Annotated in this window: 18 protein-coding genes and 1 pseudogene; 7 read left to right on the forward strand and 12 right to left on the reverse strand. The window is 67.5% G+C overall.

All coding sequences use genetic code 11. The features are described from left to right. Positions 1-42 precede the first annotated feature (42 nt). Positions 43-405: a hypothetical protein gene (locus SK854_RS38280; RefSeq protein WP_144065157.1), complete on the reverse strand. Its 363-nt coding sequence runs from the start codon at positions 403-405 to the stop codon at positions 43-45. Between the two features lie 814 nt (positions 406-1219). On the opposite strand from SK854_RS38280, the gene SK854_RS38285 reads away from it, so the two are divergent. Further along, on the forward strand, positions 1220-1360 hold the full coding sequence (locus SK854_RS38285; RefSeq protein WP_319980037.1) for a hypothetical protein: 141 nt from the start codon (positions 1220-1222) through the stop codon (positions 1358-1360). A 79-nt stretch (positions 1361-1439) separates the two neighbouring features. On the opposite strand, the gene SK854_RS38290 is transcribed toward SK854_RS38285, so the two are convergent. After that, complete coding sequence (locus SK854_RS38290; RefSeq protein ID WP_030476141.1) at positions 1440-1895, reverse strand: hypothetical protein; 456 nt, start codon at positions 1893-1895, stop codon at positions 1440-1442. An 84-nt stretch (positions 1896-1979) separates the two neighbouring features. Between SK854_RS38290 and SK854_RS38295 the strand changes: the two genes are divergently transcribed. Further along, positions 1980-2354, forward strand: coding sequence for a MerR family transcriptional regulator (locus SK854_RS38295; RefSeq protein ID WP_051769324.1), 375 nt, complete (start codon positions 1980-1982; stop codon positions 2352-2354). Between the two features lie 148 nt (positions 2355-2502). Here SK854_RS38295 and SK854_RS38300 read toward each other — a convergent pair whose 3' ends face one another. The 4 genes from SK854_RS38300 to arsM all read right to left on the reverse strand — a co-directional run bounded on the left by SK854_RS38300 (position 2503) and on the right by arsM (position 4625). Further along, positions 2503-2658 (reverse strand): hypothetical protein, encoded by a 156-nt coding sequence (locus SK854_RS38300; RefSeq protein WP_157512887.1) that lies wholly within the window; start codon positions 2656-2658, stop codon positions 2503-2505. Positions 2659-2848: 190 nt separating this feature from the next. After that, positions 2849-3109, reverse strand: coding sequence for a hypothetical protein (locus SK854_RS38305; protein ID WP_144065158.1), 261 nt, complete (start codon positions 3107-3109; stop codon positions 2849-2851). A 466-nt stretch (positions 3110-3575) separates the two neighbouring features. Next, entirely contained in the window at positions 3576-3698 is a 123-nt protein-coding gene (locus tag SK854_RS38310; RefSeq protein ID WP_276326658.1) for a hypothetical protein, read from the reverse strand. Positions 3699-3737: 39 nt separating this feature from the next. Beyond that, positions 3738-4625, reverse strand: a complete 888-nt coding sequence (gene arsM / locus SK854_RS38315; protein ID WP_030476143.1) for an arsenite methyltransferase — start codon at positions 4623-4625, stop codon at positions 3738-3740. A gap of 79 nt (positions 4626-4704) precedes the next feature. Between arsM and SK854_RS38320 the strand changes: the two genes are divergently transcribed. Together SK854_RS38320 and SK854_RS38325 are read left to right on the forward strand one after the other, a co-directional pair. Beyond that, positions 4705-5055 (forward strand): ArsR/SmtB family transcription factor, encoded by a 351-nt coding sequence (locus SK854_RS38320; protein WP_030476144.1) that lies wholly within the window; start codon positions 4705-4707, stop codon positions 5053-5055. A gap of 128 nt (positions 5056-5183) precedes the next feature. Then, complete coding sequence (locus SK854_RS38325) at positions 5184-7262, forward strand: PhoX family protein (RefSeq protein WP_036014098.1); 2079 nt, start codon at positions 5184-5186, stop codon at positions 7260-7262. Positions 7263-7378: 116 nt separating this feature from the next. On the opposite strand, the gene SK854_RS38330 is transcribed toward SK854_RS38325, so the two are convergent. Further along, positions 7379-7807: a heavy metal-responsive transcriptional regulator gene (locus SK854_RS38330; protein WP_030476146.1), complete on the reverse strand. Its 429-nt coding sequence runs from the start codon at positions 7805-7807 to the stop codon at positions 7379-7381. Positions 7808-7889: 82 nt separating this feature from the next. On the opposite strand from SK854_RS38330, the gene SK854_RS38335 reads away from it, so the two are divergent. Then, positions 7890-8873 (forward strand): alkylmercury lyase family protein, encoded by a 984-nt coding sequence (locus SK854_RS38335; RefSeq protein ID WP_030476147.1) that lies wholly within the window; start codon positions 7890-7892, stop codon positions 8871-8873. A 15-nt stretch (positions 8874-8888) separates the two neighbouring features. Here SK854_RS38335 and SK854_RS38340 read toward each other — a convergent pair whose 3' ends face one another. The 4 genes from SK854_RS38340 to SK854_RS38355 all read right to left on the reverse strand — a co-directional run bounded on the left by SK854_RS38340 (position 8889) and on the right by SK854_RS38355 (position 11516). Next, entirely contained in the window at positions 8889-9524 is a 636-nt protein-coding gene (locus SK854_RS38340; protein ID WP_030476148.1) for an arsenate reductase ArsC, read from the reverse strand. Next, the gene (locus tag SK854_RS38345; protein WP_030476149.1) at positions 9521-10210 is read right to left on the reverse strand and encodes an arsenate reductase/protein-tyrosine-phosphatase family protein; all 690 of its coding nucleotides are present in this window, start codon (positions 10208-10210) and stop codon (positions 9521-9523) included. The genes SK854_RS38340 and SK854_RS38345 overlap by 4 nt, the downstream gene beginning before the upstream one ends. A 320-nt stretch (positions 10211-10530) precedes the next feature. Further along, on the reverse strand, positions 10531-11196 hold the full coding sequence (locus SK854_RS38350; RefSeq protein ID WP_051769329.1) for a permease prefix domain 1-containing protein: 666 nt from the start codon (positions 11194-11196) through the stop codon (positions 10531-10533). Then, a complete protein-coding gene (locus SK854_RS38355; protein WP_030476151.1) occupies positions 11178-11516 on the reverse strand; it encodes a PadR family transcriptional regulator in 339 nt (112 codons plus the stop codon). The genes SK854_RS38350 and SK854_RS38355 overlap by 19 nt, the downstream gene beginning before the upstream one ends. Before the next feature lie 107 nt (positions 11517-11623). Here SK854_RS38355 and SK854_RS38360 point away from each other — a divergent pair, with 107 nt between their 5' ends. Both SK854_RS38360 and SK854_RS38365 read left to right on the forward strand, forming a co-directional pair. After that, positions 11624-13732 (forward strand): PEP/pyruvate-binding domain-containing protein, encoded by a 2109-nt coding sequence (locus SK854_RS38360; RefSeq protein ID WP_319980038.1) that lies wholly within the window; start codon positions 11624-11626, stop codon positions 13730-13732. A gap of 5 nt (positions 13733-13737) precedes the next feature. Then, complete coding sequence (locus SK854_RS38365; protein ID WP_144065159.1) at positions 13738-14193, forward strand: DUF2306 domain-containing protein; 456 nt, start codon at positions 13738-13740, stop codon at positions 14191-14193. Here SK854_RS38365 and SK854_RS38370 read toward each other — a convergent pair. Further along, positions 14178-14400 (reverse strand): annotated as a pseudogene (locus SK854_RS38370) (cupin); the annotation flags it as partial. The gene SK854_RS38365 and the pseudogene SK854_RS38370 overlap by 16 nt on opposite strands.

Genomic DNA, 14400 nt, shown 5'->3' on the forward strand with positions numbered 1-14400 from the left:
GAGCGTCGAAGACGTGGCGAAGGCCGGCGGTCGCGGCACGAGCTAGCAGGTGCCGTCCGTAGATCCCCGAAGTCGTGCGTGCAGGCACCCAACTACTCGGTGCTGCGTCTGGATCTCGCTTAACCCGATCCGCAGAGCCTCGTCGTCGAGGTCCATGATCGCGCGCGTGCAGTGCGCTCCCGCCTGGCCCGCCGCCTCGACGAAGCCGTCCCATCGGCTTTGCATCCACGGGTTGTCGACGCGGAAGAAGCCCTGCCCGTCGCGCGCGGCGCGGGTTACATCGGTGCAGTGGCCTGCACGTGTGGGCGTCTCGACGTGGCCCTGCATACGGTCGATGTAGTCGAATAGGTTCTCAGCGGCCACGGCGTAGTGGACGAGCACTTCGCGGGCGCCCCGGTCGGCCATCACGCGACGAACACGTGGGCACCACATGCTCGCCGGTTCAGCGAGGAGCTGGCGTGACTACCACGGCATGCAACGCCCAGAGCACCGGCGGCGTTGTCCTCCACACAGCGGAACCCTGGCGGGAGGATGAGCACTATGGCACGTGCTGCCGGGGTCCAGGCCAGAGTAAATCAGCTTGTCGGGGATTTCCGCAGGTATGTGGAGGTTTACGACCGCGATCCCGCATTCGCCGTCGCACAGAGGGACGCGCACCGAGCCACCATCGCCACAAGGTACGCAGCAGGCACAGTGCGCGATGCTGTCGGCGACCCGCAGTTCGTATCCACGCTGCACCGCACACTCAACGCATGGGGCATAGGGCATAGAAGCTCACGGCTCGCACCCATCACCGAGTTCGCCCAAGCCCTCCGCAGAGCGGAGCCTGCGGTCACAGAACTCGAGTCGCTCCACATTGGAGACGACGGCCTAGCGGCCGACATCGCCGACAAGCTCTGGAACATCTTGGAGTCGCTCAGCGTGGTCGACAACAAGGCCAAGATCGTGGCCGGCACGAAGACTCTGCACCACCTCTTACCGAACCTCGTCCCTCCGATGGATCGAACGTGGACCGGCGAGTTCTTCCTCCTCCACCCACCTGAGTGGCAGACACACCAACGGCGCACCTTCCACTCCCAAAAGCGGCACGGGACAACGAGGCGCCGCTACGACTACTTGTGGCACCGGCTCGGCAAGCACCTGCCGTGGGTCGCGACGCGGCAGGTGAGCACCCACTGTATCCACCCCACGCTCACGTGGGTCGAGCGGTACTTCGGCTATGCCGTCGCGCGGGCACTTCGGCAAGAGCGACGCAGGCACCACGACCACCTACGTCCGAGCCACCATCGACGAAGTCGCCACGGCACTCGCCTCGCTCACGAACGAAGAACACCCGCTGGCCGTCGTCAGCCTTTCGTGAGAATGACTCGGCTCGTGTGTACGAATGCGGTGATAGGTGCTCGCGACGCCGACGCCAAACCTTCAACACGGCTCGAAGGTCAACCCCCGATCTGCCCAGACACGACGGGCTGGACGTGGTGCACGGTGCCGGCGGCGGAGGAGGTGAAGACCACCCCGCGCTCCACCAGCCGCTCACGCAGGTCGTCGACGCTTTCGACCAGCAGGTCGGGCAGGGCGTAGTACTCCTCCAGGATCGCGCGGGCCTGGTCGTTGTCGGTCACCGCGCAGTCGTAGCGCACCTCGCCGTCTTCGATGGTGATGTCGAAGGCGAAGAACGCACAGCACGCCTTCTCCCTCGCGGCCAGGTCTCGCACCCACTCCTCCAAGCCGGGCTCGACACGGAACCGGAACCGAATCCCATCGGTGGTCCTTTCCCGGCCAAGGAAAGCCGCATGGGTGAACAGCCGCCGGTACTCGGCCAACCTCTCGGCATCGGTGTCCGGGGCGTCGGTCATGTCGCACACGATCGGGGTGGCAGCGTCCGGGATCTGCATGGTCAGGCTCCTTGTCGTCGTCTTGTCTCCTGCCTAATCCGACTCTAGAGTCTGGACCTGAGTCCAGAGTCAAGAGGTGACCGCGTGAAAATCGGCCAAGTCGCCAATCAAGCCGGCGTAAGCATCGACACCGTCCGCTTCTACGAACGCCGCGGTGTACTGCCAGCCGCTGACCGCAGACCGTCCGGCTACCGGGTGTTCAGCGAGTCCGCGGTAGAACGGATCCGTATGGCCAAAGCCCTGCAAGACATGGGTTTCACCCTGGACGAGGTCATCGATGCCTTGCACGCTCACGACACGGGCGATGCCACCTGCGACAGTGAAAGATGGCGCCTGGAAGGCGTGGTTGACCGGATCGACGCCAAGATCGCCGACCTACAGCGCGCACGTCGCCACACGCAGGGGATCCTCGAAGGATGCCGAGCCGGCCAATGCCAACTCGCCCTCGGCAGCACCTGAACCGCGAGAGCTCATCACCATCACTGACCGCGCCACCGACCACATCGGACCTAGCACTACCGACAACCCTCCGAGCGGACACCATGAAGAACAACCGGCTCTTCGCAGCAGCCTCGCGACGAGCCGGGCCGATGCCGGCAACGCGCGCTCAGAAGCCGAGCAGCATGTGGAACAGCGGCTCCCGGTTGTTCCAGTTCGTACCGTTCGATCGGCGCTTCAATTGCTCGGCCGCGGCGCCGTCGAGCAGTAGGTGGATCGAATCGCGCGGTCGGTCGAGGCCTTTGCGAACGGCCTGCTTGTCCACGTTGCCGGTGCGCCTCGCGGCCCCGAAACGCGAAGGCGCGGCTGTAGAAGGTCTCGACCAGCCGGGTATCTGCAAAGTCGGGGTCGTCAGGATGTGCGCCGTGTCCCGGGTTCTTCTGGGGACTATCGATGATCAGCAGTCCCGGCGCGCGTGCACCTTGCTCGTAGGCCACTTCCCACAAGGAGAGGTATCACGCGAGGCTGATCAGTACGAGGCCGCCGCTGCTCGCCGACGTATAGGGAAGTCCGCGTACGTACGGCATGAGCTTGTCGTCCAGCATCGGGTCGCGCAATTTCGGGTACCCAATGTCCGCCGGCACTTCGCCGAAGCGTTGGGAGAGCCTGCGCAGCACGGCAGCGGGCTCTGGACGTGCTGCAGCCAGGCGCCGCTCCGCACAAAGTCGTGACGCGTGACCAGAAAGCCGGTCAGCCTGCGCCTCTGCTTCGCGCACGCGCTCCCACAAACGCTTGGTCTGCCTCGATTTGGGCAGTCCGCAGAATCCTCAGGTCATCACCAAGGCGAGTCCAGTAGTCGTTCAGCTCGTCAAGGCGACGTGTGATGGCCTTGAGCTCCGCTGAAGCACCGAAGGGCCCGGTCTCGTTGGCGCTGCGACGTCGCCTGTCCCTCCTTCCCATTCGCATGCGTCACAACGGTCGTATCCTCTGCGAGGCCGATGTGGCGCTGAGGTGAGCAGCAAGGCCCTAACCACTCGCTTTCTCGCCGGTCGGGGTGACAGCGAACCAGACTCCGTCAAGGCCATCTCCGGCTGCATCGCCGGCTTTCTCGTGTAGACCGATCCGGTGCCCGCACGCCCAACATCCGGTCCGGTTCGGCGAGGAGTCCGGCCCGCCCGTAAAACCGCAGGGTCTGCCAGTTCACACCCGCAGCCTCGACAACCCTCTCGGCGCGCAATCCGGTCACGACGACATTCCTTCGACCGGCGCCGCGAGCGCCTCGAACACGTCGGCGACGCGCAGTGCACGCTCCTCGGTGGGCAAGGTGCAACCTTGTGGTGCCCAGGGCTCAGCTTCTGTGGTCAAGCTTCGACGGTAAGCCTGTGCCCGGATACCTGATGTAAGTCACTGACAGCCGCATCCGGCAGCGGATTTGGCTTCGGCCAACGTCACGCCCGGCTCGACCGCTTGCTCGGTCGGCGTGCAGCACGCACTGACGCCACAGCACGACGCTTCACCCTGCGTCACAACAGGGATGTCAGCCGATTCGATCGGCTTGGTCGCGCGCACGATCGCTCCGTGCATCCCGTCCGCGGCCTCGAAGGTCGGCGTGATCTCGATGCCGGCGAAGCCAGCCGCCTGCAGACCTTCGCGGTACTCGGTGAAGGTGAGGGCCCCGGCGATGCAGCCGACGTAGGAACCCCGCTCAGCTCGCTCGGCGGGCGTGAGGTGGTCGTCGGCGACCACGTCGGAGATGCCGATGCGGCCGCCGGGGCGCAGAACGCGGAAGGTCTCGGCGAACACGGCGGGCTTGTCGACGGAGAGGTTGATGACGCAGTTGGAGATCACGACGTCGACGGTGTTGCCGGGCAACGGGATGGCCTCGATGTTGCCCTTGAGGAACTCGACGTTGGTGGCGCCGGCCTTATCCGCGTTGGACAGTGCGAGCGCGAGCATCTCGTCGGTCATGTCCAGCCCGTAGGCCTTACCGGTCGGACCGACACGGCGGGCGGAGAGCAGGACGTCGATGCCGCCGCCCGAGCCCAGGTCCAGCACCCGCTCGCCCTCGCGGAGCTCGGCAACCGCGGTGGGGTTGCCGCAGCCGAGTGAGGCGGCGACCGCCTCGGCGGGCAGCTGGTCGCGATCGGCCGCGGCGTAGAGCGTGGCGCCGAAGTTCTCGTCGATCTCCATAGCCTCCGGGCCGCAGCACCCACCTCCCCCTTGGGCCACAGCGGTCGCTGCTGCCGCATAGCTGGCGCGAACCGTTTCCCGCAGCTCGGTCTGCTCGCTCATGAGTGTCCTACCTCCAGGTTGTATTGAAGTCTGTCTATGTCATGTTGCACCTCGGGCGAAGAACAGTCAATATTGAAGTATGTCGAAGCAAGAGGGCGGTTGCTGCGAGCCCCTCTCCGAGGAGCCGCTCGCCGAAGTCCAGGCAGTCGAACTGGCGACGATGTTCAAGGCGCTCGGCGACCCGGTGCGCATGCGGCTGCTGTCGTTGATCGCCTCGCGACCCAGCGGCGAGGTCTGCGTCTGCGAGCTCACACCGGCGTTCAACCTCTCCCAGCCGACGATCTCCCATCACCTCAAGCTGCTCCGGCAGGCCGGTCTGGTCGATTCCGAGCGCCGGGGCACATGGGTGTACTACCGGGTGCGGCCGGAGACCACCGACAGGATGGCCGCCGTGCTGTCCAGCGTCAGCGGCGAGCGCACCGCGGTGTAGGTCAGGCAGGGTTCGCCCGCTGTTCATGTTCGCGTCGCCAGCCGACCGGCACGACCACCTACTGTCCTGGATCGACATAAGCCGATCTACCGCGCTTGTCGTTCCCGATGGACTCGCATGGAGGTACCGTGCCGCCGCGTCCCACCACGGACCAGCGGATCATCCCGCTGCCGTTGGCGTCGACCAACCACGCCGGGCGTTCCGCCCTGACCTGCCGCTACCGCTGCGGCGACGCCTGCTTCCACGAGGCGCCCAACACCTCGGCCAATCCCTACCTCGGCGACGTGATCGCCAGCGCATTGTCCCGCCGTTCGCTGCTGCGGTCGACGGCAGTGTTGTCGCTGGCTGCCGCCGGAACGGCCGCTGTCGCCGCACCTGCTTTCGCCGGCCCCGAGCCCGATGTCGAGCTGAGCCTCCATGGCGGCCGCGGTGCTCGCGGGCTCAGCTTCGAGCCGGTGGCGCACAACAAGCTCGACTCCGTGGTCGTCCCGCCCGGTTACGAGCAAGACGTCGTGATCCGGTGGGGTGACCCGGTTCTACCGGGCGCGCCGGCATTCGATCCGGCCAAGCAGACCGCTGCGGCGCAGGCGAAGCAGTTCGGCTTCAACGTCGACTACCTCGCGCTGCTGGACCTCGACCACGATCGGCTCGTGCTGGTCGCGAACCACGAGTACACCAGCGAGCTGGTGATGTTCGCCGGGTACAGCGCGGCCAACCCGACGCGTGAGCAGGTCGAGATCGCCTGGGCGGCGCACGGTCTGAGCGTTGTCGTGCTGGCGGAAGAGCGCCGCTCCGGCAAGCTCTCGCCGGTGAAGCACCGGCTCAACCGCCGGATCACCGCCACGAGCAAGCTGGAGTTCACCGGGCCGGCTGCGGGTAGCGCGCTGCTGAAGACCTCGGCGGACCCGGCCGGGCGCACGGTGCTGGGCACGCTGAACAACTGTGGTGGTGGCGTCACGCCGTGGGGCACGGTGCTGTCCGGCGAGGAGAACTTCAACCAGTACTTCGGCAACGCCGACCTGGTCACCGACCCGACCACGAAGGCGCGGCTCACCCGCTACGGGTTGCGGGGTACGGCGAGCGAGCGCAAGTGGGAGCGGTTCGACAAGCGCTTCGACGTGGCGCAGGAGCCCAACGAGACCAACCGGCACGGCTGGGTCGTCGAGATCGACCCGTTCGACCCGGACTTCGTGCCGCGCAAGCGGACCGCGCTCGGCCGGTTCAAGCACGAAGCCGCCGAGCCGCGGCTCACCCCTGACGGCCGGGTCGTGCTCTACATGGGTGACGACGAGCGGTTCGACTACTTCTACAAGTACGTCTCCAAGAACAGCATGCGGCGCGGCAACAGCCAGGCCGCCCGCCGGCACAACCTCACGCTGCTCGACGAAGGCACGCTGTACGTCGCCAAGTTCACCGGCGACAGCCCCGCCGCAGAAATCGACGGGTCCGGCAAGCTGCCCTCGGACGGCGCGTTCGACGGCACCGGCGAATGGGTCGCGCTGGCGAGCGGGAGCAAGTCGTTCGTGCCGGGCATGACCGCCGAAGAGGTCTACGTGTTCACGCGTCTCGCCGCAGACAAGGTGGGCGCGACGAAGATGGACCGGCCCGAGGACGTCGAGCCGCACCCGGACAACGGGACCGTCTACATCGCACTGACCAACAACTCCGACCGCGGCGTGGCAGGCAAGGCGGCGCCGGACGAGGCCAACCCGCGCACCCGCAACCGGCACGGCCAGATCATGGAGGTCATGGAGTCGCGCAACAACGCCGCGGCGACGAGCTTCCGGTGGCGGTTGTTCCTGGTGTGCGGCGATCCTGCGGACCCGAGTACCTACTTCGCCGGGTTCCCGAAGGACAAGGTGTCGGCGGTGTCCTGCCCGGACAACCTCGCGTTCGACCGCCACGGCAACCTGTGGATCGCAACGGACGGCAGCGCGCTCGGCTCCAACGACGGCCTCTTCGGCGTCGCTGTGGACGGTCGCTATCGCGGTCAGGTCAAGCAGTTCCTCACCGTGCCCGTCGGCGCGGAGACCTGCGGGCCAATCATTGAGGAACGGCGTGTCATCGTCGCCGTACAGCATCCCGGTGAGATCGACGGTGCGACGGTGGAGAAGCCCGGCTCGACCTGGCCCGGCGGACCCGGCACGATCGCACGCCCGTCCGTGATCGCGGTGCGCCGGACGGACTGCGGCCGGATCGGCGACTAAGACTCGGCTACCGATGGCCGGGATCGGTTAGTGGGAACGACTAACCAAGGTGGGGACCGTCCACGCGGGCGGTCCCCACTTCCGTTGAACACCAACCGCTTCGACCTGACAGCTGGTCACTTGTGATGAGCTGGGCGAGGCCGATGCCCAGCCGGGTTGATGATCGTGCAGATGTCGTTCTCGGTACAGGTCGCCGGGTCGGTCACAGCACCTCGGCGGACAAGACCGCGGAGCGCGTCGCGAGTCTTGGTCATCTCGGCCAGGCGGCGCTCGATGTCGGCCAGGCGCTCGCTGATCAATGCGGTGACGTGACCACAGGGTGCCTGTCCACCATCGCGCAACGCGAGGACAGAGCTGATCTCGGCGAGCGTGAGCCCGGCGCTCTGCGCGTTGCGGACGAAGGCGAGTCGCGCGATGGCTTGCTCGGGATAGTCGCGGTAGCCGCCACTTGTACGTGGCGGCGCCGGCAGCAGACCGGACTGCTCGTAGAAGCGGATGGTCTTCGTGCTCAAGCCACTTGTCGCAGCAAGAGTCCCGATGCGCATACCCCGGACGCTACTCCTTGACCTTCCAGTGCGCTGGAAGGTCTAGCGTCGTGGTGTATGGAACAAGGCTGGAGGGCACGCAATGCGAATCACGGTGCTGACGGTTCCGGGATGCCCGAATGCGGCCCCTGCGCTCGAGCGGGTCACAGCTGCGCTCGCGGGCCGGGCCGCTGAGATCGAGTTGGTCGAGGTACACGACCAAGACCAGGCCTGTGCACTGGGGATGACGGGCTCTCCGACGATCCTGCTCGACGGCATCGACCCGTTCGCGGCTGCCGAGGCGGTGCCATCGGTGTCATGCCGCCTATACCGGGGCGCGGACGGAACGGTGGCAGGAGCGCCGAGCGAAGCCGCACTGAGGCAGGCGATCGACAGTACCGGCCTTGCGCAACCGGCCGCTGTCGGCGACTGCTGTGAATCGGATGCGCTCGACGTCGTCGGCCGTGGCGGGAGAGGGCGTCGCGCGCCCGACGCGCGCGGCCTGCGGGCGGTGCATCAGGCGGTGCTGCGCCAGTTCGCCGCCACCGGCGCCGCTTCCGCACTGGACGAGCTGGAACCGATCGCCGCCGAAGCGGGCCGGACGGCCGGTGACGTGCTGGAGGAACTGGCCCGCGAGGACTTCCTGACCTTGGACGGGCAAGGGCACATCCGCGCCGCTTATCCGTTCTCCGCCACGGAGACGCGCCACCATGTACGGATCGATGGTGGCGCCGAGGTGTGGTCGATGTGCGCGATCGACGCGCTCGGCATCCCTGCGATGCTCAACCGTGACGCCGAGATCACCTCCACTGACCCGGTGACCGGCGAGCCGATCACCGTCACCACGCGGGACGGTAAGGCGACCTGGGAACCTGCCGGTGCGGTGGTGTTCGTCGGACAACGCCCAGGCGGCGGACCCGCGGCCACGGCATGCTGCGACGCACTTAACTTCTTCCGGAGCCACACCACCGCCCACGCCTGGATCAGCGAGCATCCCGAGGTCCCCGGACGCATCGTCGAGCAGTCGCAGGCGGAAGAGATCGCCGCGCGGACTTTCGGCCCCGTTCTCGCTTCCGGACCTTCATGAACGCCCTCGAGAAAGTCAGACGCGTGCCTCGACCCCAAGTTCCTGGAGGAGCTCACGCACGTGGCGCTCGATCTCGTCGCGCACGGGGCGAACGTCGGCGACGTCCTTGCCCGCTGGGTCGTCGAGCGTCCAGTCCAGGTAGCGCTTGCCTGGGAACACCGGGCACGCGTCGCCGCAGCCCATAGAGACGATCACGTCGGCGGCGCGGACGATCTCGTCGGTCCATGGCTTGGGGAACTCGCGGGAGATGTTGATGCCGCGCTCGAGCATGGCCTCGACGGCGGCCGGGTTGATCTGGTTGCCGGGCTCGGAGCCGCCGGACCAGGCCACCGCGCGGTCCTCGGCGAGGTCTTCGAAGAACCCGAGCGCCATCTGGCTGCGCCCGGCGTTGTGCACGCAGAGGAAGAGCACGATCGGCTTGTTGTCCGTCACGTGTCCTTCGACCTTGGCCAGCGCGTGCAGCCTCTGGCGGGCGAACCGTTCTGCCAGCAGCGGCAGGAAGTTCGGGATGGTGCTGTTCGAGGCGAACTGGTCGTAGCTGGTGTTCAGGAACCGTTCGATGGTCTCGGTGCCGAAGATGCCGTGAAACTGCGACTGCAGGCGGCTGGCGGCGGTCTTGAGGGCGAGTTGCTGGTCGATGCTCAGGGTCATCGGTCTTCTCCAGACTGGTGAACGACGGGGGCCAGCCGGTCGACCCGGTCGGCGAGATCGAGGAAGGCGTGTTCGAAGGCGTCCTCGGTGCCGGCGCGGGCCGGGTCGGGAACCGACCAGTGCAGGCGGTCGAGGTGACTGTCGAGCTGTTCGTGGGCGTTGTCGCAGACGGCGACCACGAGGTCGTCCGGCCGCAGGATGTCTTCGACGCGTGCGGTTCGGGCACGGGCGAGCGGCAGGCCGTGCGCCTTGGCGGTCGCGACCGCGAGCGGGTGCACTCCGTCCGCCGGCTTCGTACCGGCGGAGGCGGTGGGAACGGTGCTGCGCTTCTTCCACAGCGCCGCGGCGAGCTGAGAGCGCGCCGAGTTGTAGGTGCAGACGAACACCACGCGCGGCGCTGTCCGGTTTCCCGCCGGGCCGAGCCCCGTCAGCGCGTCCGCACGCAGGCGCAGGTAGTTGCGGCGCTGGTCCCCTTCCGAGCGGATGCGCTCCAGCACGCCTGCCTGTTCGAGCAGCTTCACGTGGTGTGCCAGCAGGTTGCTGGGCAGGCCGAGCTCGCGGCCGACCTCGCTGGGCGAGGCGTCACCAAGAAGCAGCCGGTCGACGATCGCCAGCCGCGCGGGTTCGCCGAGCACCGCGTACAGCCGTGCCCGCTCCACCACCGAGGAAGACCACTCAATGTTCATTGACTCAATGATGGTTGAGTATTCTTCGGCTGTCAACGGTGCTGCGCTGCCACGACGCAACTCACAACGGCCACATGCCGTGGGGCCGGAAGGCGGAGATGAAAGCATGACGGTCAACGAAGGACTCGTGACGACTCGAGCCGGTCGACCTGCGCGGTGGCGCGGCAGCGGGCTGGTCTCACTGCCAACGACGCACGCCGCCTTCGCCCCGCTACAGCCGCGACAACAGCTTCCGCGACCTGCGGCACAACCTGCGCTTCGCCACCATCACGGCGCCTGCTCGATCACTGGCGCGATGTTCGGCGGGCTGTTCCTCGCCGTCATCCTGCCGATCTCCGCGGCGAAATTGGCTCGTCACCACTGAGCGCCTGCTGCGCGTGGCGGCACGCGCGCAGCAGATGAACGCCACAACCGAGCCGAATCAGGCTCGCCAGTGCGGCCGTGATGGCCAAGACGCTGAGCCCGGCATCGGAACTGGTGGCCAGGACGGTGAGCATGCCGAGGTCCCCGACCATGCAGCCCACCACGACCGCTGCAGCGCCAGCCAAGGCCCGCCGAGGGACAGCGGACGGCACCCAGCGCGTCAAACCGCCAGTGGTGGCAAGCACCAGCAGTCCTATGAGGACCGCGACACAGATCAACGGCAGCACCGGAATGCCTGCCGGTGAAGTCGGCGCGAGCAGAAGCAGCCACCAGACACCCACCAGCGGGCCGGTGACGACCAGCACCGTGACGACGTGGCGTGCCTGCTGCGTGACCAATTCCCCTGCAAACGCGGCAGCGACCTGGTCAACCGTGCCGAACTCGTCGACGGCGGCTTCGGCGGCCGCTCGGGGTGGGCTACCGCTGTCGGTGTGGCGGGCGGCGGCTTCCGTCAAACCGTCGCGGAGTTCGTCGAGCACCGCGACGCGCGCCCGGCGCGGGCCTGGAAGACGAGTGGCGAGGGCGGCCAGATAACCCTCGATGATCAGGACGTCGCGGGCCATTGTCGCCTCGCCAGCAACGCTGACACCGCCGTCGAGAACGTGTCCCAAACAACCCGTTCTGCCTTCAAGGCCTCGCGCCCGGCGAGCGTGATCTCGTAGGTGCGGCGACGCCGACCGCCAACGGTGTCCCACCGGCTGTGCACCAGTCCAGAACGCTCCAGCCGATGCAGCGCCGGGTACACCGTCCCGGTCGGCAGATCGAAAGTGCCGTCGCTGCCTTCCCGCACGGCGTCGATCACCGCGTAGCCGTGTCGCGGCCCGCCTTCCAGGACCGCCAGCAGCAACGCGTCCAAGTGCCCCTTGAGCGTCTCGGGCCTCATAGGTAGCAACGCTACTCCGGCAGCTTGACAAAGTCACGACTTGCCAGTTCAAGGCCTTGGAGTAGCATCGCTACCTATAGCAATACTAGCTATAGGTGGTGGTGGCCGTGGACATCCTTCACCTGACCGAGGCGATAGACGTCGACCGCGAGGAAGCAGGCGGCAAGGCGTCCACGTTGGCCGAGCTGCTCGCGATCGGTTTCCCCGTGCCACCGGGCTTCGTCGTGCTCGCACGCGCCTTCGATCAGTCCGACACAGCTCTCGACGCCGCGTTGCTCGATGCCGCCGAGCGGCTGGGCAGCAGCCCATTCGCTGTGCGGTCCTCGGCTGCGGCGGAGGATCTCCCCGACGCGTCCTACGCCGGGCTGTACGAGTCGTTCCTCAACGTCCCCCTCGACGGACTCCCCGAGGCGGTCCGGGCCTGCCGAGCCTCGATGGCCGCCGCGCGCGTGACCGCGTACCGGGACACGCCGACGCAGATGGCGGTGCTGGTCCAGACGATGGTCGAAGCCGACGCCGCGGGAGTGGCGTTCACCGCGGACCCGCTCACCGGTGACCGGGACGACTTACTGGTCACCGCGGTCCGCGGCTTGGGCGAGCGACTGGTCGGCGGCGAGGCCGTCGGCGATCAGTGGACGGTGCGAGGCAGTGCGGTGCGATGTCAGCGGGTGACCGAACACGCGGTGGACGCCGATCAGGTTCGCGCGGTCGCAGAGTTGGGCCGCCGAGTCGAGGCCCACTTCGGACGGCCGCAGGACATCGAGTGGGCCTTCGCGGCGGGGCGGCTGTTCCTGCTGCAGGCACGGCCGATGACCGCCCTGCCCGATCCCGTCGACTGGCGCGCACCCGGTCCAGGGTTGTGGCAGCGCAACTTCCGGCTCGGCGAGTGGCTGCCGGAGCCGCTGACTCCGCTGTTCGCCGACTGGGTGCTCCCCCGCATCATCGCCGGGTTCAACGAGGAGATGAAGGCGACGGCCGGCGTCTCGCTGCCGTTCGGGCACGAGCTCGTGCACGGCTGGTACTACACGACGCCGCACCCGGTCATCACACCTGCGCGGCTCGCCGGCGCTCTCGTCCGCGGCAGGCTGACGTTGCTGCGGTTCATGCGTCATGCGTTGGTCCAGCCTCTGGTGAACCCTTCTGCTGCTGACACTGCGCTTCTCGCGCAACTCCATGTCCGTTGGACGGAGTTGCGTACGCGTTACCAGCAGCTGGTCGACAGCACGGACAGCACGGTTGACGACATCGCCGTCCTCGCGGGCAAGTACCTGTGGCTGCTGGCCGTCGTCGGAGGCGCCGCGTGGAAGATGGAGGCCGCGCTGGGACGTTTCGCCCGGCGGTACCTTCCAGATCAGCTTCCTGACGGCGTAGCGGTGTTGCTCGCCGGCTTGCCGGGCATCGAGACGGACATCCCGCCGCACGCGGTGTACTCGCTCGACTGGTACCACCCGATGACAACGCGATCCACAGTGGATGAATCGCGACGCGTCACGTCCGCCACAAACCGTGCGGCCGCAGAGAACCTGTGTCGCGACGCACTCACCAACCGGCCCTCGCTGCGGGCGAAGTTCGACGCGTTGCTCGCCGTCGCTCAGCGCTATGCCGTCATTCGCGAGCAGCAGGCGCGTGACCTCACGCTCGGCTGGCCGTTGCTGCGCCGCCTTGCCCTGCGTCATGGCGCGGAACTGCTATCCGGCGATCCGACCGACATCTTCTTCTGCACCCGCGCCGAGCTGAATGCCAAGGACAACAACCTCGCTGCGGTGATTCAGCGGCGGCGCACGACCTGGCAACGGCAACGTCGTCTGGCAGCACCGCTGCAGCTGGGTACCCCGTCCCGCCTGATCGGCGCGGTCATGAGCAGAGCAGGCGCTGCCCACTCCCCGACACCCGCCGCGGACAACTCGATCACCGGCCAACCGGCCAGCCCGGGGCGGGCCAGCGGCAGGGTCAGGATTCTGCGCGAGCCCAGCGAGATCGATCGGTTCGTCCCCGGTGAGGTGCTCGTCGCACCGACGACGACGCCTGCATGGACTCCGCTGTTCGCCATTGCGGCGGCGGTTATCACTGATGGCGGCAACCTCGCCGCGCACGCCTCGCTCGTCGCCCGCGAATACGGCATCCCCGCGGTCGTAGGAACCGGCAACGGGACCCGCGTGCTGTCCGAAGGACAAACTGTCGCGGTCGACGGCACCACTGGCGTCGTGAGCTGGTGATGGCGATGGCCCTGCAAGTCCTGATCGTCGGCCACGTCCTGCTGGGCCTCATGGCCACGATCACCGGAGCCGCCGCCATGCTCAGCCCCAAGCGAGCCGGCCGACATCCCCGCCGGGGCTTGTTCTACCTCGCCGGACTCACGGGCGTCGCGCTGACCGGCAGCGTGATCGCCATGTCCGACTGGACGCACCTGTGGCACCTCGCCACCCTCGGTGCCGCCGCGGCGGCCTTGGCCGCGATGGGCTTCGCCGCGCGACGGACGCGATGGCGCGGTTGGCTCGCCTGGCACATCGTCGGCATGGGCGGCTCCTACATCGCGATGCTGACGGCGTTCTACGTCGACAACGGCCCGCGCCTGCCGCTGTGGCAGCTTTTGCCGCCAGTCACGTTCTGGTTCCTGCCCGCGATCGTCGGGCTGCCGCTGATCGCGTTCTCCCTGCGCCGCTACGTCCGAACCTGATGGCTGGGAGCGAGCAGCCCGTCCAGCGACGGCATCCGGGACGAGATGGTGTCGCCGGTGAACCCGGCGATCCAGCCGTCCTCCTCCTCGAAGAACCGGATCGCGCAGAACTCGGGCACCGTACCCATGTCGAACCAGTGCCGGGTGCCGGCGGGCACCGACATCAGGTCACCGGCCTCGCACACCACCGCGTAGATCCGGTCGCCC

Source organism: Lentzea sokolovensis (assembly GCF_033949975.1).
GTDB lineage: Bacteria > Actinomycetota > Actinomycetes > Mycobacteriales > Pseudonocardiaceae > Lentzea > Lentzea sokolovensis.